Source organism: Vibrio sp. SCSIO 43086 (assembly GCF_051132235.1).
GTDB lineage: Bacteria > Pseudomonadota > Gammaproteobacteria > Enterobacterales > Vibrionaceae > Vibrio > Vibrio diabolicus.
The window spans coordinates 1,969,263-1,989,140 of record NZ_CP072677.1; the positions used below are offsets into that span (position 1 = coordinate 1,969,263).

29 protein-coding genes are annotated in these 19,878 nt (G+C 40.8%); 5 read left to right on the plus strand and 24 right to left on the minus strand.

The genetic code is table 11. From position 1 onward, the window contains the following. Positions 1–42: 42 nt before the first annotated feature. Both J8Z23_RS09240 and J8Z23_RS09245 read right to left on the minus strand, forming a co-directional pair. A complete protein-coding gene (locus J8Z23_RS09240) occupies positions 43–564 on the minus strand; it encodes a GrpB family protein (protein ID WP_109170467.1) in 522 nt (173 codons plus the stop codon). 134 nt (positions 565–698) lie between these two features. Further along, positions 699–1,100 (minus strand): hypothetical protein, encoded by a 402-nt coding sequence (locus J8Z23_RS09245; protein WP_258620080.1) that lies wholly within the window; start codon positions 1,098–1,100, stop codon positions 699–701. Positions 1,101–1,844: 744 nt separating this feature from the next. Here J8Z23_RS09245 and J8Z23_RS09250 point away from each other — a divergent pair. The 3 genes from J8Z23_RS09250 (at position 1,845) to J8Z23_RS09260 (ending at position 3,173) form a co-directional block, all read left to right on the plus strand. Continuing rightward, positions 1,845–2,129 carry a type II toxin-antitoxin system RelB/DinJ family antitoxin gene (locus tag J8Z23_RS09250; protein WP_005398409.1) on the plus strand — a complete coding sequence of 95 codons (285 nt, stop codon included), beginning with the start codon at positions 1,845–1,847 and terminating at the stop codon, positions 2,127–2,129. Next, positions 2,126–2,404, plus strand: coding sequence for a type II toxin-antitoxin system RelE/ParE family toxin (locus J8Z23_RS09255; protein WP_005398411.1), 279 nt, complete (start codon positions 2,126–2,128; stop codon positions 2,402–2,404). The genes J8Z23_RS09250 and J8Z23_RS09255 overlap by 4 nt, the downstream gene beginning before the upstream one ends. A gap of 211 nt (positions 2,405–2,615) precedes the next feature. Next, positions 2,616–3,173, plus strand: a complete 558-nt coding sequence (locus J8Z23_RS09260; RefSeq protein ID WP_080259985.1) for a GIY-YIG nuclease family protein — start codon at positions 2,616–2,618, stop codon at positions 3,171–3,173. Between the two features lie 159 nt (positions 3,174–3,332). On the opposite strand, the gene J8Z23_RS09265 is transcribed toward J8Z23_RS09260, so the two are convergent. From J8Z23_RS09265 to J8Z23_RS09315, 11 genes are all read right to left on the minus strand, one after another. After that, positions 3,333–3,881 carry a hypothetical protein gene (locus J8Z23_RS09265; RefSeq protein WP_434633106.1) on the minus strand — a complete coding sequence of 183 codons (549 nt, stop codon included), beginning with the start codon at positions 3,879–3,881 and terminating at the stop codon, positions 3,333–3,335. Between the two features lie 155 nt (positions 3,882–4,036). Further along, on the minus strand, positions 4,037–4,378 hold the full coding sequence (locus J8Z23_RS09270; RefSeq protein ID WP_009696098.1) for a hypothetical protein: 342 nt from the start codon (positions 4,376–4,378) through the stop codon (positions 4,037–4,039). A 144-nt stretch (positions 4,379–4,522) separates the two neighbouring features. Further along, entirely contained in the window at positions 4,523–5,566 is a 1,044-nt protein-coding gene (locus J8Z23_RS09275) for a hypothetical protein (RefSeq protein ID WP_434633108.1), read from the minus strand. A 695-nt stretch (positions 5,567–6,261) separates the two neighbouring features. Beyond that, on the minus strand, positions 6,262–7,125 hold the full coding sequence (locus tag J8Z23_RS09280; protein WP_193837859.1) for a hypothetical protein: 864 nt from the start codon (positions 7,123–7,125) through the stop codon (positions 6,262–6,264). Then, entirely contained in the window at positions 7,126–7,521 is a 396-nt protein-coding gene (locus tag J8Z23_RS09285; RefSeq protein WP_434633111.1) for a hypothetical protein, read from the minus strand. A 24-nt stretch (positions 7,522–7,545) separates the two neighbouring features. Further along, positions 7,546–7,944 (minus strand): hypothetical protein, encoded by a 399-nt coding sequence (locus J8Z23_RS09290; protein ID WP_434633113.1) that lies wholly within the window; start codon positions 7,942–7,944, stop codon positions 7,546–7,548. A gap of 213 nt (positions 7,945–8,157) precedes the next feature. After that, complete coding sequence (locus J8Z23_RS09295) at positions 8,158–8,841, minus strand: hypothetical protein (RefSeq protein WP_434633116.1); 684 nt, start codon at positions 8,839–8,841, stop codon at positions 8,158–8,160. 156 nt (positions 8,842–8,997) lie between these two features. Further along, complete coding sequence (locus J8Z23_RS09300; protein WP_074191378.1) at positions 8,998–9,510, minus strand: GNAT family N-acetyltransferase; 513 nt, start codon at positions 9,508–9,510, stop codon at positions 8,998–9,000. A gap of 136 nt (positions 9,511–9,646) precedes the next feature. Then, positions 9,647–10,132, minus strand: coding sequence for a GNAT family N-acetyltransferase (locus J8Z23_RS09305; protein WP_434633120.1), 486 nt, complete (start codon positions 10,130–10,132; stop codon positions 9,647–9,649). Positions 10,133–10,280: 148 nt separating this feature from the next. After that, complete coding sequence (locus J8Z23_RS09310; RefSeq protein ID WP_256965741.1) at positions 10,281–10,775, minus strand: hypothetical protein; 495 nt, start codon at positions 10,773–10,775, stop codon at positions 10,281–10,283. A 134-nt stretch (positions 10,776–10,909) separates the two neighbouring features. Beyond that, a complete protein-coding gene (locus tag J8Z23_RS09315) occupies positions 10,910–11,311 on the minus strand; it encodes a hypothetical protein (RefSeq protein ID WP_102600499.1) in 402 nt (133 codons plus the stop codon). 197 nt (positions 11,312–11,508) lie between these two features. On the opposite strand from J8Z23_RS09315, the gene J8Z23_RS09320 reads away from it, so the two are divergent. Both J8Z23_RS09320 and J8Z23_RS09325 read left to right on the plus strand, forming a co-directional pair. After that, a complete protein-coding gene (locus J8Z23_RS09320) occupies positions 11,509–11,793 on the plus strand; it encodes a type II toxin-antitoxin system RelB/DinJ family antitoxin (RefSeq protein WP_062907370.1) in 285 nt (94 codons plus the stop codon). Beyond that, entirely contained in the window at positions 11,790–12,068 is a 279-nt protein-coding gene (locus J8Z23_RS09325; protein ID WP_301577718.1) for a type II toxin-antitoxin system RelE/ParE family toxin, read from the plus strand. The genes J8Z23_RS09320 and J8Z23_RS09325 overlap by 4 nt, the downstream gene beginning before the upstream one ends. Before the next feature lie 106 nt (positions 12,069–12,174). Here J8Z23_RS09325 and J8Z23_RS09330 read toward each other — a convergent pair whose 3' ends face one another. From J8Z23_RS09330 to J8Z23_RS09380, 11 genes are all read right to left on the minus strand, one after another. Then, on the minus strand, positions 12,175–12,669 hold the full coding sequence (locus tag J8Z23_RS09330; protein WP_434633125.1) for a GNAT family N-acetyltransferase: 495 nt from the start codon (positions 12,667–12,669) through the stop codon (positions 12,175–12,177). A gap of 139 nt (positions 12,670–12,808) precedes the next feature. Further along, entirely contained in the window at positions 12,809–13,225 is a 417-nt protein-coding gene (locus J8Z23_RS09335; RefSeq protein WP_434633128.1) for a hypothetical protein, read from the minus strand. A gap of 50 nt (positions 13,226–13,275) precedes the next feature. Continuing rightward, complete coding sequence (locus tag J8Z23_RS09340) at positions 13,276–14,127, minus strand: IS3 family transposase (RefSeq protein ID WP_434633003.1); 852 nt, start codon at positions 14,125–14,127, stop codon at positions 13,276–13,278. After that, positions 14,124–14,432, minus strand: coding sequence for a transposase (locus J8Z23_RS09345; RefSeq protein WP_004413754.1), 309 nt, complete (start codon positions 14,430–14,432; stop codon positions 14,124–14,126). The genes J8Z23_RS09340 and J8Z23_RS09345 overlap by 4 nt, the downstream gene beginning before the upstream one ends. A 195-nt stretch (positions 14,433–14,627) precedes the next feature. Then, positions 14,628–14,963 carry an energy transducer TonB gene (locus J8Z23_RS09350; protein WP_434633131.1) on the minus strand — a complete coding sequence of 112 codons (336 nt, stop codon included), beginning with the start codon at positions 14,961–14,963 and terminating at the stop codon, positions 14,628–14,630. A gap of 110 nt (positions 14,964–15,073) precedes the next feature. Next, entirely contained in the window at positions 15,074–15,412 is a 339-nt protein-coding gene (locus tag J8Z23_RS09355) for a tRNA-binding protein (protein WP_434633134.1), read from the minus strand. A 145-nt stretch (positions 15,413–15,557) separates the two neighbouring features. Further along, the gene (locus tag J8Z23_RS09360; protein WP_029823763.1) at positions 15,558–16,424 is read right to left on the minus strand and encodes a hypothetical protein; all 867 of its coding nucleotides are present in this window, start codon (positions 16,422–16,424) and stop codon (positions 15,558–15,560) included. A gap of 134 nt (positions 16,425–16,558) precedes the next feature. Then, positions 16,559–16,993 (minus strand): hypothetical protein, encoded by a 435-nt coding sequence (locus tag J8Z23_RS09365; protein ID WP_434633137.1) that lies wholly within the window; start codon positions 16,991–16,993, stop codon positions 16,559–16,561. Between the two features lie 133 nt (positions 16,994–17,126). Further along, positions 17,127–17,726, minus strand: a complete 600-nt coding sequence (locus J8Z23_RS09370; RefSeq protein ID WP_434633140.1) for a hypothetical protein — start codon at positions 17,724–17,726, stop codon at positions 17,127–17,129. 135 nt (positions 17,727–17,861) lie between these two features. Next, positions 17,862–18,293, minus strand: a complete 432-nt coding sequence (locus J8Z23_RS09375; RefSeq protein ID WP_274016701.1) for a hypothetical protein — start codon at positions 18,291–18,293, stop codon at positions 17,862–17,864. A 188-nt stretch (positions 18,294–18,481) separates the two neighbouring features. Further along, positions 18,482–19,198, minus strand: a complete 717-nt coding sequence (locus J8Z23_RS09380) for a riboflavin synthase subunit alpha (protein ID WP_434633143.1) — start codon at positions 19,196–19,198, stop codon at positions 18,482–18,484. Positions 19,199–19,878: the final 680 nt, after the last annotated feature.

The window sequence follows — 19,878 nt, forward strand, 5'->3', positions numbered from 1 at the left end:
ATTGAAAATGCCACGCGTGCCAAGTCCCTCTTGAACGCTTTGTTAGGCAAATTTCCAGTTGAGAGCTTTAGCCTCATGCTCTTTAATGAAGCTGTCTTTATGGCGGCAATATACATCTATGTCATTGTTGCAGATTGCTGCTCCAGTTTTCTTTAACACACCATACTCATCGGCCACTTCAGGAAAAGCGATAAGATACTCTTTAAAAGCAATGTGTCTTTGCGCTTCATGTGAACCTGTTAGAAAGGCGTGGACTTGATGAGTTCGTTGAACCCCACCTTTTTGAAAGTAGCGCCTACCCGGGATACCAAACTCACCTTTAGCAAGATAACCTAGCGATTCCATCAAGCAACTTTGCTCATCCAGCTCACTGAGACATTTAACTTCAAGTAGAATATCTATAATTGGTTTCGCACATAGACCTTCAACTGAAGTGCTACCGATATGGTGAACTCCCACCACATTTTCTTGACTTAACGCATTACAGATTAGCGCTTTCTCTCGGTTAAAATCATCAGCCCACGACGACTGAAAATCTACGACTTCAATTATTCTTAAACTCACGCCTATCTCCATTTGCCTAACGCCCTGTTAAGGGGTGAGCAACGCAATACCGAAGCCGCCGCATACCACCTTAATCACTTAAACCAACGCATCGTGAGAATGCCACGCGTTGCGAATCCCTCTTGAACAGTTTGTTATGTGCAGAGTATGCGCAGAACCAAAAATGCACTTGTAGCCGTCATAGCAATACCAAGAGTTACGTACGAACTGTGAATTAGCAAATACCGTTTTTTCTTATATTTTTCATTGGCTTTCCAACACTGTTTATCTTTCGATTTTTTCAACTCTTGTGTAAGTGCAAAGAATCGCTTCGCATCCACACGAAGCTCATAAAGGCATAGAACAACCGTAATAACAAAACTAATTAAAGCGGCAGAAAGTAAAACTTGCTCTAAATCCGAGTATTTTTGACCATCTTTAGTCAAAGCCAAGAAAAAAACACCTGTTGCACCTGATGAAACCGATAAAATGTAAGCTCTCAGTCGATTTCCTGCATCTTTAGCTAATTCATGATATTGATTAATTTCTTCCTGCATACTTCATCCTGCACATAACGCCGCATTAAGGTGCGAACAACGCAAAACACCTAACCCAAACCATTGCACCTTAAACACTAAAGCCAAGTTTAAACTGAGATCGCCAAGCGTTGTGAGTCACTCTTAAATGCTTTGTTAGGCGCTTCACGCAAATAGTTAAAATGAGATTGGGAAAAACACCTTTTTTAAAATAAATCCACGTAACCCACTGAATTTGATTAAAACCCAAATGCTAAAGCGGCTAAGTTTCTGAAACCCACTGCAACCAAAAAACCAAAGAAATTGGCAAATCAGCGCATATATATGGAATTTGGAAAGACTAACTTTCAGTGCGAAATTCCAGCCAATAGACCCATTTCGAAGACAGGTAAAATTGAAGCGATTTGAGCCAAAGAAACTAACAACAAACAGACCAGAAAACCGAATGAGGCAACCCGCAAACTTTGACATGTTTTACGGGTTAAGTGATTCAAGAACTTAGGAAGGTAAAGCCAGATTGCCGAAAAACCAGAACAGATAGCCAAAGAGAAATTAGAGATTTGGACCAAGAAATTTCTTACTGCGCCTAACGCCCAATTAAGGTGTGAGGCACGCAATACGATGCTCCCGCATACCACCTTAATCACTTAAACCAACGCATAGTAAAAATGCCACGCGTGCCGAATCACTCTTAAATTGTTTGTTAGTTGCCCATCTCAAAACCTAGTGCTAACATTTGTACACACACAAACAAAGGAATACATCATGGACACTAGAATTCAATTTCGTGTTGATGAAGAAACAAAACGCCTAGCTCAACAAATGGCTGAGAGCCAAGGTCGCACTCTGAGTGACGCATGCCGTGAACTTACTGAGCAACTTGCTGAACAACAAAGAAAAACATTATCTCACGATGCATGGCTAACTGAACAAGTAAACCTAGCATTTGAGAAGTTTGACTCAGGAAAGTCCGTTTTCGTTGAGCACCAAACTGCTAAATCTCGAATGGAAGAGCGCAAAGCCAGAATCCGCAATCGAGGTAAGCAATGATTTTATGGGAAGAAGAGTCACTTAATGATCGTGAAAAAATCTTCGAGTTTCTCTATGACTTCAACCCTGATGCGGCAGAGAAAACTGACAACCTCATTGAAGCAAAAGTAGAAAACTTGCTTGAACAACCTTTAATGGGTGTACAACGAGATGGCATCCGCGGACGATTGCTCATTATTCCTGAGATTTCGATGATTGTCTCTTACTGGGTCGAGGGCGATATCATCCGAGTTATGCGTGTACTCCACCAAAAACAAAAATTCCCTACGGATTGATTGCTTCCTCTGGGGAACTAACGCCGCATTAAGGTGTGAGCAACGCTACCACCTGACCTAAACCATACCACCGTAAACATGAAACCCAACCTTGAGCTGAAAATGCCAAGCGTTGGGAATCACTCTTAAATGCTTTGTTATGTGCATTTTTCCACTTAACTCAACTTTCGTAGTTAACAAATATGCTACTGTTTGAGCAATAAATTACAGTATGGCGGTTACTTTGGCTAGCGAAATACCTGAAGGTGCATTAGATACGCCTTATCGTAGAAATAAATACATCTGTGACCATATTTATGTAGCTTACTCCCCGTCTATAGATGTCTTTAAAATAGGGATTACAAAGAACCCTAGGCATAGACTGTCTAACATGAAGTCTGTAGGTATTGGTGGTGTTAAGGATTGGGAATTTCACTGCGCTTACAAAGTGGGCGTACAAACTGCTCATAGCTATGAAGTCAGCATATCTCGTCAGCTCTATTGCTTTAATATTGAGCTTAACTATCTAAATAAAACCTCTGCAGACTACTCCCGAGAACTTTACAAGTGTGACATTAAGATAATCAAAGCTGCTTTTAAAAGTGTTGGTGTAATCATTCCGATCTCAAGCGAAGTGCTTCGGAAAAAATTTGTTGAGTTCGTTCCACAAACAAACTTTTTGAAATGGGTAAACTTAAATAGAGAGAATGTTGGCTTAAGCGCTATGACGATGTTAGAACTCGAAAACTCTAAATTTTACACCATTCCCGATACTGCAAATTTTAGTTGAATTTGATTGTGCACATAACGCCGCGTTAAGTAGTGAGCAACGCAAACCACCAGACTTAAGGCATTGTTCCGTAAACACTAAATTCAAAGCAAACCGAAAATGCCGAGCGTTGGGAATCTGCCTTAAACGCTTTGTTAGCACACATTTGTAGGGGGATAATTATTTCAATTTCTCAAGTCTGCTATTTGCTAGTGCTGACAATTGAACGCTGTCGATTCTCAATGAGAACTTTTCTAACTTTGATGTGTCTAGTAATTGGCATCCCATACTAACTCTCAGCTTGCTATCCTTTGACAACAGCCCATCATCTACTTCCATGAGCTTGCCAAACACTTTCTCTTCTCTTGTTTGAGCAACAAAATTGTACTTTTCAGTTAACGCTTGAGAATAACCTCGATAAAGAGCGAGACACTTTTCACGTGTCAGGCTTGTTCTGTCTGCTAGTACCGAATAAACCAATTGTTCTTCCAGCAAGATCTGCAATCGAACTGTATCAAAGTGCGATTCTTCGTCTGTCGACTGATCGTATTTAATAACTCGAGTGGGATAAGAAAAATCAAGTTTTAGTTCGTTACTATCAACCGTAGATTCGACTAAGGCAAGTAAAGGAATACTATTAACTACATCTGCTTCCATTATCTCGCTTTCATCGCTACAGGATGCACAAAAGAGAACTAGAGAGGCTATTCCTGCATTTCGAAATTTCATCTAATGTCCTTGTTTCCACCGAGTGTGTGCTAACGCCCTGTTAAGGTGTGAGCAACGCAATGCCGAAGTCACCGCATACCACCTTAAACACTAAACGCAACGCATAGTAAAAATGCCACGCGTTGCGAATCACTCTTAAACAGTTTGTTAGCAATTTAACTAAACGAAGCCCCAAAACCATCAAAGGTACATTGAAACTCCCAACCTTTTGTAACCATAAAGTCTAACCATTGAGCAAGGATGTCTTTGGTTACCGTTGTCGGGTGAGAATATCCTTCAACAAACCATGAGCGGTTAATAAACCCCTCACTTCTGATCAGTGACTCATAGTTTTCGAGAGCGTCGTTTAGTTGAATAGCTGATGCTTTATTTGGACATAAGTAGCTAAATTCTAGAACTAACTCTGTTTCGTTGGTGACTCCGTTACTTATTAATGAATCCCAAGTCTCATTGAGCATGTTCAGCTGACTTTCTAAATTCGATTGATAACCACTCAACTCCAATTTCTCCCTGATTGCTAACGCCCTGTTAAGGTGTGAGCAACGCCATGCCGAAGCCGCCGCATACCACCTTAAACACTAAAACCAACGCATAGTCAAAATGCCACGCGTTGCGAATCACTCTTAAACAGCTTGTTATGTTCAATCTTTCTCGTAATCACTGCGACCTTCACAGGCAGCACACCCCGCCCAATAACTGTTTGATAAATCTCCTGTACATGTGGTGTGGCACCATTCACATTGACCTACATTGTCAAAAAGATCAAAACACGACACGCACAAATACTTATCTTCTATTGCAGCTACTGTTTCATAACCTTCGCAAGAGCCACAATTAGCAGGAGTGATATTGTCAGGATAGCTAGAGAGATCATAACCATATGAATCTAACAATTGATATACATCGGAATGTTCATATACTTTCTTGCAACTTGGGCACTCACCCCATCCTTCGTTGATAAACGTCACTTTTTTATCGCAATTATCGCACTCTAACGTTAGTTGAGAATGACTAAAGTTACAGACTTTACAAACCCCGTACTTTAATTGAGCTAATGAACCATTTAAAGGCACTGCTTTGAAGTTACAATAACTACAAGAAACTATTTCGCTACCCGCTTTTTCGAGTTTACTTAACTCTTCCGTTTTTTGCTCATAGATGGTTGATAGGTATTCAGCATGTCTTTTCATTTTCCAATCTAAATCATGAAAACGTTTGGTATGCTCACTAAAAAATTTGCTCCATCGATTTAGAAAAAGAGACTTTATGTAATACCAACACTCACATTGCTCTTTTATTATGGATTCGACTTCCTTCTGAGTGCTTCCACTATAAGAGTCGACTTCACTATGATAAAAATGAATAATTCGATTCCGATGTGCTGCAATTTTCTTGAAGGAATTATATTCTGCTTCGCTAATGTTTTCGCCAACGACATTTCTTAACCGTTTTACTGTTTCATCTAAATTGACTGATACAAAGTCTCCTAGGTCATACTTTTTCTTGTTCGGGTCTTTATTGACTATGAGAGACCAATGCTCAATTGCTAATCTCGCTTTGAGCAGGATTTCTACAGAAATTGCAAAGTGAATAATTGAATATTTAGGCTGTTCTTTAAACTCACTTAGCGATTTTTCGAGAAAGTCGATCCCATTTAAGATCAACATGTCAGATGATTTATTCATTTGCTACTTTTCCTCGCTTGAACATAACGCCCAATTAAGGGGTGAGTAACGCAATACCGATGCCGCTGCAAACCACCTTAATCACTAAAATTAACGCATAGTAAAAATGCCACGCGTTACGAATCCCTCTTGAATTGTTTGTTAGTACGCTGCCCGTTAACCTTTGGCACATGCCAAGATATTGAAATATAGCACTAAACTTCTGGCTTGAAACGCTGAAGCTAAAGGGACAACTGCCAAACTAGAACTCAATCTCAAAACGCAAGTTGGCTAGAAGAAAAACTTGCTTAACTGACCTATTTTCACCGTTTTCAAATTAACAAAGGATACGGGCTTCAGAACTAAACGACAGCGCCAAAGAAACTCGGTGTTTGACAAACATTTCCCAGCATCAAAGAAACCACGCCAAAGAAATAGCCCAAAAGTTAGAAACCGTAAACGGTGAAGTCAAAACAAACACAACTCATATAGTGCCACCGGAAAGAACGTGAAAGGCACATTTGACCAAGTGTAAAACAAGGAAAAGAAACCGATAAACTCCGAAAATTTTACCGTTGATGCCAATCCAGTACTAACGCCCTGTTAAGGTGTGAGCAACGCAATACAATAGCCGCCGCATACCACCTTAAACACAAAACGCAACGCATAGCAAAAATGCCAAGCGTTGCGAATCACTCTTAAACAGATTGTTATGTTTATGCTACGTTAGCCCAAGAACATATTTCGTCCGCCAAGCCACTAACAGAGGTGTGTCCACCAACGGAAATACCTTGCTTATTCATATGCCAATCAAATTTATCAAGAGTATTTTCAATTGAAACTATTTGTTCTTTGTTTAACTTTTCTACTTCATCGCCAGGCATCAATATAAAGACGGACGCTTTATTTCCCTTGCCTAACTTAACCGCCGATTCAACATCTCTAGCCGCTTTCAGTAGATTAAGTTCAATTCTTTGAACGTTAGAATAGACTGTCGAAGCGAGCCCTCCAACAAGGTTTTTGTTATCTCGAAACGGTACGAAAAGTTCATGTGACCCCAAGTCATCCTCGATGAAAATTGAACTATCAGCAGGTACAAACTCTTCAAATTGTAATGCAGCTTTTATTTTTAACTCATCAACCAAGCAGGTATACAGTTTATCTGTGTTAACGGAGTTAAAACGCTTTGTATTACCGGGAACACGGATTTTTTTCTGCAAAGGAACAGTCTGTTCAAACAGACTGGTTAAAACCTCATCAACAGAGAAACCTTGAGCATAACCAGAGTTATCGTATGCAATTTGTGGGATCGGTGATGACTTTTTATTTTGACGTAAACTTTCACCGACTATTGAAGTCACCAACTCTGCATGATAAATACCACGTTCACCATACAGGCACTTTACTCTTTCGAAATAGCTCAACAGCCTGCTATGGACTCGCCCATTTTCGACAAATCCAACACCAATATTAAGTTTCTCGCCAGTAGCTAAGTCAGGTGTCCACCTGATATTAAACCACTCACCTTTTACTAGGCTTTTCTCAGTATTTTGTCCTAATAGCTTTTCAAGATTGTTCATTTAAGCCACCAGTAGCCCCGTTTTATCCTTAATCCTCGATACGCTAAGATGCGCACGAGCTTCAAGGAAATGCTGAAGGTGTGATGAGCAATCTTCATCGAGTAGTGCATCACACCATTTAATTAATTCTTGGTGAGCTTTTCTAAAAGCCTCTGGGTGCTCTTTACTCGACTCAATTAAGGATGCAGATAAAGGCAGTGGGTAGTTGTTATCTTGGTACAATCCGTCAAGTAGCTTATTCTCATACACACTTTCCACCACTAAATGCTCTTTAGTCCACTTTTCCGAAACAGGCACATTGCCATGATCAATGACGTAAAAGTCATTGTATCCTTTGACTGTTATATTTCCTGTGTTCCTATCTTGATTTGCAACCCAATCATCGAACGCAAGCATATTAGGGAATGACTTCCACTTTTTTTACTGCTCTAAGCATTGATTAAACGCCAACATATTTTCCATCTTCAGATATGTATTGGGAGTCGTCCCAGACTCTTCGCTAGCCCATCCCCAATAGTAGTCACCAGAACATTCAAAGTCACCTTTGAAATTATTTTCTATCACTTCTTTAGGGATTTGTATGACGGCGACTTTCTTAGGTTGCGGTATACCAGAGGCGTGCGCCACTAGGTAACCAGTAATTTCGTTGATTAAGCCACGAGGATGACATTTGGGATAAACTTTTACATAGAAACGACCAGCTTTGTTATCTATCCACTTAACACTAGCCAGGTGTGTTGCTGCCATTCGACCATCAGACGTATGCTCCAGAGGAGCTATATATTTATCAAACGATAAAATCTGTACGATATCGCTCATTTTATTTTCCTTTTTTATACTTATATAGCTGCCTGAGCCATACAAACTAGCCGGATTCTAACACTTACCTATTTGGTTGCATATTGTTTCGTATTAGATGATTGAGGTAGACCTGACAATAAACATAACGCCGCATTAAGGTGTGAGCGACGCTTGGCTATACTTGAGCGAAGCGAAACTGCCAAGCGTTGCGAATCACTCTTAAATGCTTTGTTATACGCTTTTCTTACGCGGATCAAAATTAACTTCAATTACCTGTAAGCAAGATTTTAGCTCTGGGCGAAGTGTTATAGCTAGTCCATAACAGCATTCGGAACAAATAGGTGACATTACGTAGTTAACTGGAATACCTTTTTCCTCAAGTTTTCGATATGTATCTTCATACGTAGAGAGAATAGCTACATCTAGCTCAGCGAATTCCCAAGGGTAATGATACCGAAAAGACTCTTTTTTCTTGTCCTTGAACTCGCAACAAATACATAAATGTCTACCAGGAACATGGTGAAAACCCTTATATTTACCCTGTTCAACAGTGTTCCAAATTTGCTCTTTTTTTAACTTTGGAGCATGACAAAGCTCTATAAATTCTTCTTTATCATTTAAGTTTATCGACGACTGCAATGAACACATGCTATCCGTTAACTTACAGTTCCAAATATCAGCAGGTAAGCTAATACAGCCTTCTGGACAATTTATGTGTCCATCTTGTGAAGAGCAAGACTCAATGTGAGGAATAGCTTCATATCGAATTTGGTCATTAAGAAACCTTTTCGCAACGGATATGGTATGTTCGTAGTTCATCCCAGCATAAAAAAGTGAAAAAGTAGGTCGAAAGAAAGTTAAATGAAAACCACCATCGTGATGCTCAGTAACTTTAACCAACGATTTTGATTTCATATCACCTCCTGCGTATAACGCCGCGTTAAGGGGTGCCGGCACGCAATACAAAAGCTACCGCATTGCGCCATAAACACTGAACTCAACGCATACTAAAAATGCCACGCGTGCCAAATCCCTCTTGAACGCTTTGTTATGTGAATTTTTTCAGAGTGTTCAATACACACAACCATTAAATTCAATGACTTGATCGCTTAAAGCATGACTGTCATTATAAGACTTAACCATACCTCCACGGTAGACAAACTGATTCCAATTTTTCTGCTGCACGTCGAAGTAATGGATAGGCAAAACTAACTCCGAATACCCTGAGCTTCGATAAACATCTGGCTCATAAGCGAAGAGAAAAGAATGAGTTACCCCAAAAGACACTAAGCATCGATCGAGTTCTTTCACGATGACTTTAGCTAAGCCCAAACCTCGCTTACTTGGTGTAATGGCAATACCACCAATTATGCCCCCTTTGAAGCTTATTGAGCCCTGCTTCATTAAACGACTATAAGCAAAACCAGTAGCGATAATCTGATTATCGTCTTCAATGAGAATTGCACAGACGAGCTCACGATTGAAAATGAACATGGAATCTTGGCCAAAAACGGAGTTTAGATGAGCATTAAGTTCAGCTTCGTAAGCCCCAATCTGACCACTTTTGACAACTGATATTTTCAAGGTTGACTCCATTCACATAACGCCCAATTAAGGGGTGAGCAACGCTGCCACCCAACCTAACGCATTGTACCGTAACCACTAAAATTGAAGTAGAAGACAAAATGCCAAGCGTTGGGAATCCCTCTTAAATTGCTTGTTATGTTCGTAGCCATTTGTACATGACATGGCTATCAACTAACCCTAGATGAGCATGCTTATATGCCTTGGGAATTGTACCTATGATTTGAAACCCTAGCTTCTCCCAAAGCTTCACCGCAACTTCATTGGTAGAGACCACGCTGTTAAATTGCATGGCATCAAAGCCAAGTTCTAGAGCAGTTTCCTGAGAATGTTCACACATAAGGCGTGCAATGCCCTTACCTCTAGCTTTGCTAGAAACCATGTATCCACAATTACATATATGGCTACTTGGCCCCATTGCATTTGGCTTGATGTAGTAAGAGCCCAGTACAACGTCATTTTCTACGAAAACAAAAGCTTTCAGGGGAGATTCACACCATAAAACAAATGCTTGTTCTAGCGTCATATTTGGGTCAAAGGCATAAGTTTCTTGTGCCTGGATTACCGCAGAAAATGTTGGCCAAAACGACTCAAAATCGGCTTTTGTGATTTCCCTAATCATGAATTTCCTCCTAGAACATAACGCCGCGTTAAGTGGTGAACAACGCGACCACTGAACCTAAACCATTGTGCCATAAACACTAAAACTGATTCGAACTAAAAATGCCAAGCGTTGTGAATCCGTCTTAAACGCTTTGTTATGCAATAAGCTAAAGTTGTACTGACACTTGCCAAGTCATTGACCTAGACTTTGCAACAATGTCCGATACTGTCGTCATTACCATTTTGGATGTTCGCTTATTAAACAAGGCTACTTTATGGCGGTCACCAAGCTGTTCTGCTGCACTTATCTCACTTTCAGTCAAAGCGAAAAAGAAACCTGAGAAATCCTCTTTCACCCGTTCTTGGTTCGCGGTTTTGATTTCGATGAATGTTATTTTAGGTAGTGCTTCTAATATTGATTCTATGCTGCCAAAGTCGACTTCAATATCTGCTGGAATTGAAAGTGCATCAAAACTAGAGCGCTTGATATTCAGTCCAGTTAATTCGAGAGCACTCAAAAGGTTCTTAAGGCGCTCCCCTTTTGGGCGAGGAATCCAGTCTTCATTAGCTTCAATTGACAATATCTCACCTTTAGCCCCACTCTCATTAGCAAAGCGTAGTAGATGATTTTTCTTAAGTTCTATGACTTCACTTGGATTCAAGACTAACTCCTATTGCATAACGCCTTGTTAAGGTGTGAGGCACGCAATACCGAAGATTCCGCATAACACCGTAACCACTAAAACCAACGCATAGTAAAAATGCCACGCGTGCCGAATCACTCTTGAACAATTTGTTATACGAATTTCTCCTTCAGTGCCAACACTTGTTGTTCAAATAACTCACAATCTGACTTTGAGTATGACTTAGCGACATTAACCCATTGAACGCCCGTTTCATCTATGTGACGAAACTCGACTTGAAGTGCATATTTAGAACAACGAAGAAGAGCAAAAACGAAACCTACAGCCGTCAAACTAAGAACTAAAACTTGTAGCCATTGCGGTGCCTCTTCAAAGCTTGGAATGGCTAACCAAACTGCCCCTGAAAAAACAAACACCCAGAATAACACTTGACCTAAATTATCAAGAAAACTTAACTTTTTAACCCTAGCATTGTTTATCTTAGACAAAGGATATGAGTCTTTCTTAAACCTGAACTCTTTTGAATCCAAGCTAAAATCAGCACTCTTGTACATAAATTCCCTCTATTCGTATAACGCCCTGTTAAGGTGTGAGCAACGCAATACCAATGTTGCCGCATACCACCTTAAACACCAAACGCAACGCATAGTAAAAATGCCACGCGTTGCGAATCACTCTTAAACAGTTTGTTAGTTGCCCATCTCAAAGCCTAGTGCTAACATTTGTACACACACCAACAAAGGAATACATCATGGACACTAGAATTCAATTTCGTGTTGATGAAGAAACAAAACGCCTAGCACAACAAATGGCTGAGAGCCAAGGGCGCACACTGAGTGATGCTTGCCGTGAACTTACTGAGCAACTCGCTGAACAACAAAGAAAAACATTATCTCACGATGCATGGTTAACTGAACAAGTAAACCTAGCATTTGAGAAGTTTGACTCAGGAAAATCCGTTTTCGTTGAGCACCAAGCTGCTAAATCTCGAATGGAAGAGCGTAAAGCCAGAATCCGTAATCGAGGTAAGCAATGATTTTATGGGAAGAAGAGTCACTTAATGATCGTGAAAAGATCTTCGAATTTCTCTATGACTTCAACCCTGATGCGGCAGAAAAAACTGACAGCCTCATTGAAGCAAAAGTAGAAAACTTGCTTGAACAACCTTTAATGGGTGTACAACGAGATGGCATCCGCGGACGATTACTCATTATTCCTGAGATTTCGATGATTGTCTCTTACTGGGTCGAGGGCGATATCATCCGAGTTATGCGTGTACTCCACCAGAAACAAAAATTCCCTACGGATTGATTGCTTCCTCTGGGGAACTAACGCCGCATTAAGGTGTGAGCGGCGCTTGGCTATACTTGAGCGAAGCGAAACTGCCAAGCGTTGCGAATCACTCTTGAATGCTTTGTTATGTGCGTGCTAAACGGTAGCGCCTTACCGTACCCTCACTCTCATCTGTGTAGTTACCGAGGTATTCACCACCACAGTTTTCGATGACCTTTTGAGATGTGGGATTGTCAATTGAGCAAGTAACAATAACTGAATCAGTGACAACATGGTCTCGCACCCAAGCAAGCAGAAATGAGGCTACACCCTTACCACGAGCTGACGGTCTAGTTTCGTAGCCAATATGACCAATGACATTTTCTACGTTGGCATTAGTACCTTTGCGAACTCGGATTGCACCTAAAATTTCGGAGTTCGATACACAGTAGTAAGTTGTGCTAGGTAAATATCCCTTTGGTAACTCGGAAATTGCCTTTGAACGTTCGACCAAACCTGACAAATAAGCTGTCGGATCTTGCTCCACACCCGAATATTTTGGAATACCCGACTCTAGGCATTCTTTCGCATAACTCGCTAATAATGGGGCCAAATCAAGGTTGGCCTCTATCACTTCCATGTCAATTTTCCTCATAAGCACATAACGCCTTGTTAAGGTGTGAGGCACGCAATACAAAAGCCGCTGCATACTACCTTAACCACTAAAACCAACGCATAGTAAAAATGCCACGCGTGCCGAATCACTCTTGAACAATTTGTTATGCTCGTTCTTTTAGGGTTTGCACAAAACTTACAAGCAGCGAAACTTCGGTAGTTTCAAAGCACTCAAGTTTTGGTAATACATAACTGTCGTTCGCTGTGTTTAAAGTAATTTCTTTGAGCACTGTGCCGTCCCTTGAGTAACTTATATCAGAAGATTCAACATCACATACATTCAAATGCCAAAGTGTACTGTTGCCAAGTTTAAGAGTAATACGCCCACCTAGGACCTCGATGCTGTAAAGACCACTTTTATCCGGAAATTTTTGCTGTAGTAATAAGCTAATTGCGGCTATTGAGCTCAAACCTAGCGCTACAAATAAGCTTCCTGAAGCAATAGAAATACAGATAATACCTATAGTGCCGATTAAAATTGCACCTTTATTCAAAGCTTTCTCTTTTTCCCTAAGAAACACAACTTCCTCCTAAGAGCTGGTGTACCCCACAAAAAGTAGACAGTACATAACTACATACTTTCGTACTCAACCGGACTGACATGCCCTAACGCTGAGTGTCTTCTTCTACGATTGTAAAATACCTCGATGTATTCGAAGATGCCCATTCGGGCTTCTTCGAGAGTTTGGTAGTCTTCTGCGTATATCAGTTCGACTTTCAGTCGACTGTAGAACGACTCCATCACCGCATTATCCCAACAGTTACCCTGTCGACTCATGCTCGGTACACCTCCATGCTTGCGCATGAAGTCTTGATATTTATAGGCTCTGTATTGTACACCACGGTCCGAGTGGATAATGACGCCCTTAGGCGGCTTACGTGACTCAAACGCCATTTTTAACGCATTAGTGATGAGCTCGACGGTCATCGTTGTCCCTAACGACCAACCCACGATGCGCCTTGAATGCAGGTCCATCACTGTCGCCAAGAAGAGCCAACGGCTCTTCACCCAGATATACGTGATGTCAGTGACCCATTTCTGATTCGGTGTCTCAGATACAAAGTCTCGACGCAGTAAGTTGTCAGCAACATTCGTCATCGCTGCCACATCCTTGCTGTATTTAAACCCTTTGCCATTACGTGCCCTAATACCTTTTTCCTTCATGATATCAGCCACATAATTCACACAGCAGGCATAGCCTGCTTCGTTGAGCTCTTCGGCTATTCGCACTGAGCCGTAACGTGCCCGGTATTGAGCAAAGGTACACATGACGAGCTGTTCAAAGCGCTTTCGCCGCTCTGAACGCTCACTTGGCGTATGATGACACCACTTGTAATAACCACCCCGACTCACCTCTAACGCACGACACATTAAGCTAATGGAATACTCACCTACATAGCTTTCGATGAACTCGTACTTCACTCTTGCTGCTTCGCGAAGTACGCCGAGACCTTTTTTAGGAATTCCATTTCATCTTTGAGTCGTTTGTTCTCGCGCCTTAACGCTCGAAGCTCTTCGGACTCTTTCTTCGAATAATCAACACCATCTAAGGTGTTAAACTGTTTATCAGATAGGCGTGTGAACTGGCGCTTCCAGTTCCGGATCTGCTGGGCACTAATGCCCAGCTCCTTGGCAACGGAAACTGCTGTTCGGCCAGGAAGACTGGCCAAGCGGACTGCTTCTTTGCGGAACTCTTCGGTGTACGCTGGATTACGATGTTTAGCCATAAATCACCTCTCAATTAGACCCTAGATCTAACTTAGTAAAGTGTCTACTAAACGTGGGGTACTCGGGCGTATAACGCCCTGCTAAGGGGTGAGCAACGCAATACAAAAGCCGCCGCAAACCACCTTAAGCACTAAAATCAACGCATAGCAAAAATGCCACGCGTTGCGAATCCCTCTTAAGCAGTTTGTTATGTGTCAAATTTTAAACTCGAACTTAGCTTTTTTAGGGCCAGTTTCCCCTTTTGCGGAAGGCGCATACTTCCGTTTTGATAATATTCGCACAGCTTCAGCATCGAATACTCCTTTAGGTACAGAATCAGTAACCATTATGTCAATCACATCACCCTGACTATTAATATTAAACGTGAGTACAACAGTACCGACTAATTTGTTTTTCCTTGAACCTTTATGACTCCTAGGCGATACACTGTCCCGAGCTTTGTGTTCTCGATAATTTGGGGAACTAGCACTTTCAAGTAAACCAGCGCAGCCAGACAATAATGCCGCTATAAATAATATTAAAATCTTCATACTTAATCTTTGACAACATAACGCCGCGTTAAGGCGTGACGCACCGTTTGCCAAAATCTTGAGCGGAGCGAAAACTGGCAAACGGTGAGGAATCGCTCTTAAACGCTTTGTTATGCTAACTTAGCACCATTTGGTAATTTCATATCAACTGTAGAAAGAACCACAGAGCCATCCGGACGATGTAGTCCAGTGACAAGGCACTCTGACATAATTGGACCAATCTGCTTCGGTGGAAAGTTCACAACAGCTAAAACCTGCTTCCCAATAAGATCATCTTTTGAGTACAGCGCTGTAATTTGAGCACTTGATTTCTTCACGCCCAGCTCTGGCCCCAAATCCACTTTTAACTTATATGCTGGCCGACGAGCTTCTGGAAAATCATCAACTTCGATAATCGTACCAACACGTATATCAATTTTTTGGAAATCACTCCATTCGATATGTTCCATCCTATTCCTTATCTATTTTGTTGGCATAACGCCGCGTTAAGTGGTGAGCAACGCAGACCACTTTACCTAAATCATTGTGCCGTAAACACTAAAGCTGAATCAAACCAAAAATGCCAAGCGTTGGGAATCCGTCTTAAACGCTTTGTTATAACGATTTCTTCCAGCCTTGATGAACATTGCCTACAACTTCAAATTGGCTCTGTTCAAATTCTATTGACGGAATATCAGCATGTCCGTTTAGCCATGGCCAAACCTCGTTGGTTTTACCGTTATTCTGATGAGCCACGTAGAAAAAGGAAATTACAGCTTCAACACAATTAATGATGTTAAAGATTGAATCTTTGAAATACGATTTGTAGAACTCTGTAGCACCAATAGATTTTTGATGGATAATCTCATTTCGATATTCTTCTAGGGTTACGAACTGTCCCCACCATTTTTGTTTTTCAACGTTTGTTGTACTGTAGACACTCGGAAGTATATGTTTAATTTTTGTTTTCAGACTAAGCCAGCGTTCAATTGCAACTTTATCGTATGACTCGGTAATGCCTTTAGAGTTTTTTGAGGCTTGATAAATATGATCCTGCGGAATGCTTAAATTAGCGAAAGCTTCTAACGCTGTATAGGCAAAAACAATTGCTGATTGTATTTCTTCCACATAATCATAAACGTCTGAAGAGATAGCACCGATAGCTTCTTTTTTGTCTCCAGTCAGTTTTGTCACATCTAATTCATAGGTTCGACTTTTGAACTTACGATCATAAATTTCTTTCGCACGACGTGAAGCTTTTGCACTGACACTCATCAGCATCCCAATGTTGTTGGGAACAAAATAGCTAATGTTTCGCGAGCGATTAAGTTTGATGGTGTCAATGTCTTGCACCAACATGGATCCATTTCCACCTTTGGCATAGTGAAACGTTGGTTTTGTCATCCTTAGGTCCGAAACTTTGTAACCTTCAGGAGTCAAGCCGACTACCAAAGAGCTTTTGGAGGTTTTCTTATTCTTCATTTTCCACCGATCGTTATAACGCCGCGTTAAGTAGTGAGCAACGCTACCACCTAATCTAAACCATTGCACCGTAAACACTAAACCAAACTTGAACTGAAAATGCCAAGCGTTGGGAATCTGCCTTAAACGCTTTGTTAGGCTTTTAGTTTCTCCATTGTTTCCCTTATCGGCAACTGCTTTTCAAAGTACTGACGAAATGCAACATGAAGATCTTGAATCCAATTTTCACTATTTTCAGTTTCAAGAAATTTCATCGCTTTTTCAGGTATTGGGGCTTTTTGATAATGAAATGTGGCGTTCCTAAAAAGCCGCAAAGCATCTACAAAATCGTATTGCTCCAATAATGAGTCCACTCTTTCATCGGTAATATCTAGTTCGCGATAACCTTCGACTACAACGTATAACAACGAGTAAAAAACTGAAATCCTACGAAATGATGAGTGTAACTGAGATAGACTTTTCAACTCACTTGAATAACTGTCATCGACTGGTAAATTTGCGTTGATTACGACATTTACAGCATCAGCATTCAGCCAATGTGAATGCAAAGCTACCATACTTGAGTTCATATTACCTCCGAAAGCCTAACGCCCAATTAAGGGGTGAGTAACTCAACACCGATGCCGCCGCAAACCGCCTTAATCACTATAATTAACGCATGGCAAAAATGCCACGCGTTACGAATCCCTCTTAAATTGTTTGTTATGTGCAATTTTCAACTTGATAGACCCAAAACTCAATTTGGTTTCGAACGCCATAGTTACTATATAGCCAGTCAATAGTATGCTCACCACTTAAGTTTTTATTAATTAATACTTTTTCATCGCTATTCCCACTCGTGTCAGGATTCCAGACAAAATAGTTGCCATCTATTTCACCTGCCACGAGTAAAGAATGTTCAGAATTACCACAAATCAGATGCTGCCCTTGAGCATGATGCTCTTTAATGAATTTTGGAGCCTCAGTTACTCTTATGTTTCGTGCTTTTTTGACCAAAGTAATCTTAATATTTTCTACAATACCATTCTGAGTAACAAGAAATGGAACACAAACTGAAATACCTTCTTCATTTGGTTTATTGTTATCCCAGACAAAACCACTTCCACCTTTCTCAAAGTAGTATTGCTTTGAAAGCTCACTTGATAGTACGGCAGCATTTACATTTAACATCATAGAAAGACAAGTAAAGTGACATCCAGAATTATAAATATTGTTCTTTTCAACAACATCATAGTGGTTGTTAACTAAATAGGTATTTCGATACCAACACTGACTTTGAAAATAATTATACCAACTTGTCATATTACCTCTTGCACATAACGCCGCATTAAGGTGTGAGCAACGCTACCACGAAACTTAACCATACCACCGTAAACACAAAACCCAACGATTAGCGCTGAAAATGCCAAGCGTTGGGAATCACTCTTAAATGCTTTGTTATGAGCCTTGCTTATTTACCCAACGTACAATCATTCCCATCAAATTTAATATCCAAAGTACAGCCGGAATAACGATGAGCATTGCATACCCTTCTCCAAACACCCGATACTGAAACATAAACTGGGAGTACATGTATAACAACATGCTAATCACGCTACAAAACGTATAAACCCCTAGTTCAGAAGTAACCCTATTTTCTAGTTTAAGAAAATATCTTGCAGCTCTTATAGAAACCTCGTAGAAAAACCAGCAAGCGGCAAATGATACGATGAAAGCCGTGAGAATATTTACATCCGATATAGCCGCTTCGGGGAGCTCTTTAAAATCATTTTCAGCCACCAATGACTTAGGGGACAGCAGGGAGAATATAGTCATGGAACTAGTTATGATAGTAAGCCAATCAGCAGCCGCGCTCCTTACTTTTTGCATATGTAACCTCGATGAAACCAAAGGCCTAATTATACCGAATGAAAATAGATTTCCTAGGGCACTCTGGCTTATAACGCCCTGTTAAGGTGTGAGCAACGCAATACCGATGCCGCCGCATACCACCTTAAACACTAAACGCAACGCATAGTGAAAATGCCACGCGTTGCGAATCACTCTTAAACAGTTTGTTAGTTCTTTGACCCACTGAGTGCCTGAGGTTTATAGCCTAGTGAATCCAAATCAACACCTTGCTCTAAAAGGAGTCTTTCAAACAATGGTAATAGTGGTCCAAGGTTTTCATTTAACGTGTCACGAACCGTATCAACAACTACTTGGGTACCACGCTCGATTTCTATATTGATAAAATCACCACTGGCTTTTGATTCGAAAACCGTCATTCTACGAGTCTCAGGAATAAGCCAAACTTCAAACCAACCTTCATGCTTATTTACGTCAGCTACAGTCAAGCTCGCTCCATTTAGAGCTATATAACCTTTAGGAAAAACGTATCTTTTCCAAGTATCAGGGAGTGCTAAGCGAACACAATAGTTATCCTCAATTTGTCTTATGTCGACGATAGCTACATTAAAGTCCACATGACCAGATAGCGGGTGACCGCCAATTTCTGCCCCATCTTTTGCGGCTCTCTCAGCGTTAACTAATTGGGATGAGCAGTACTTACTCAGAGTTGTGATCAAGAGGCTTTGCAGCATTACATCGAACTTCACACGAACATCTGACTGTATTTCAGTGACTGTCAGACACACACCGTCAATAGCAATACTTGCCCCAATTTCTAGATCAGTACAAAACCCTTTAGGGAAGTCGATAACAAAAGTTCTAATCCCTCTTTGATCTGTCACATCAACAATTTCGGCTACCGCCTGAACTATGCCTGTAAACATACTTACTCCACTGATAGTTAAAACAACTTTGAGAACTAACGCCCAATTAAGGGGTGAGTAACGCAAAACCAAAGCCCCTGCATACCACCTTAATCACTAAAACCAACGCATACCAAAAATGCCACGCGTTACGAATCCCTCTTGAATTGTTTGTTAGTACGCTGCCCTTAAAGCCTTTGATACACACCAAGATATTGAAATATAGCACGATAGCTGAAGCTTAAAACGCAGAAGACAAAGGGACAACTGCCAAACTAGAACTCAATCTCAAAACGCAAGTTGGCTAGAAGAAAAACTTGCTTAACTGACCTATTTTCACCGTTTTCAAATAAGCAAAGGATACGGTCTTCAGGATTAAACAACCGCGCCAAAGAAACTCAGTGTTTGACGAAAATTTCCCAGAACCAAAGAAGCTGCACCAGAGAAATAGCCCGAAAGTTAGAAACCGTAAACAGTGAAATCAACGCGAACACAACTCATATAGTGCCACCGGAAAGAACGTGAAAGGCACATTTGACCAGGTGTAAAGCTAGGAAAAGAAACCGATAAACTCCGAAAATTTTACCGTTGATGCCAATCCAGTACTAACGCCGCATTAAGGGGTGAACAACGCAAACCACCCGACCTAAAGCATTGTGCCGTAAACACTAAAGTTAATTCAAACCAAAACTGCCAAGCGT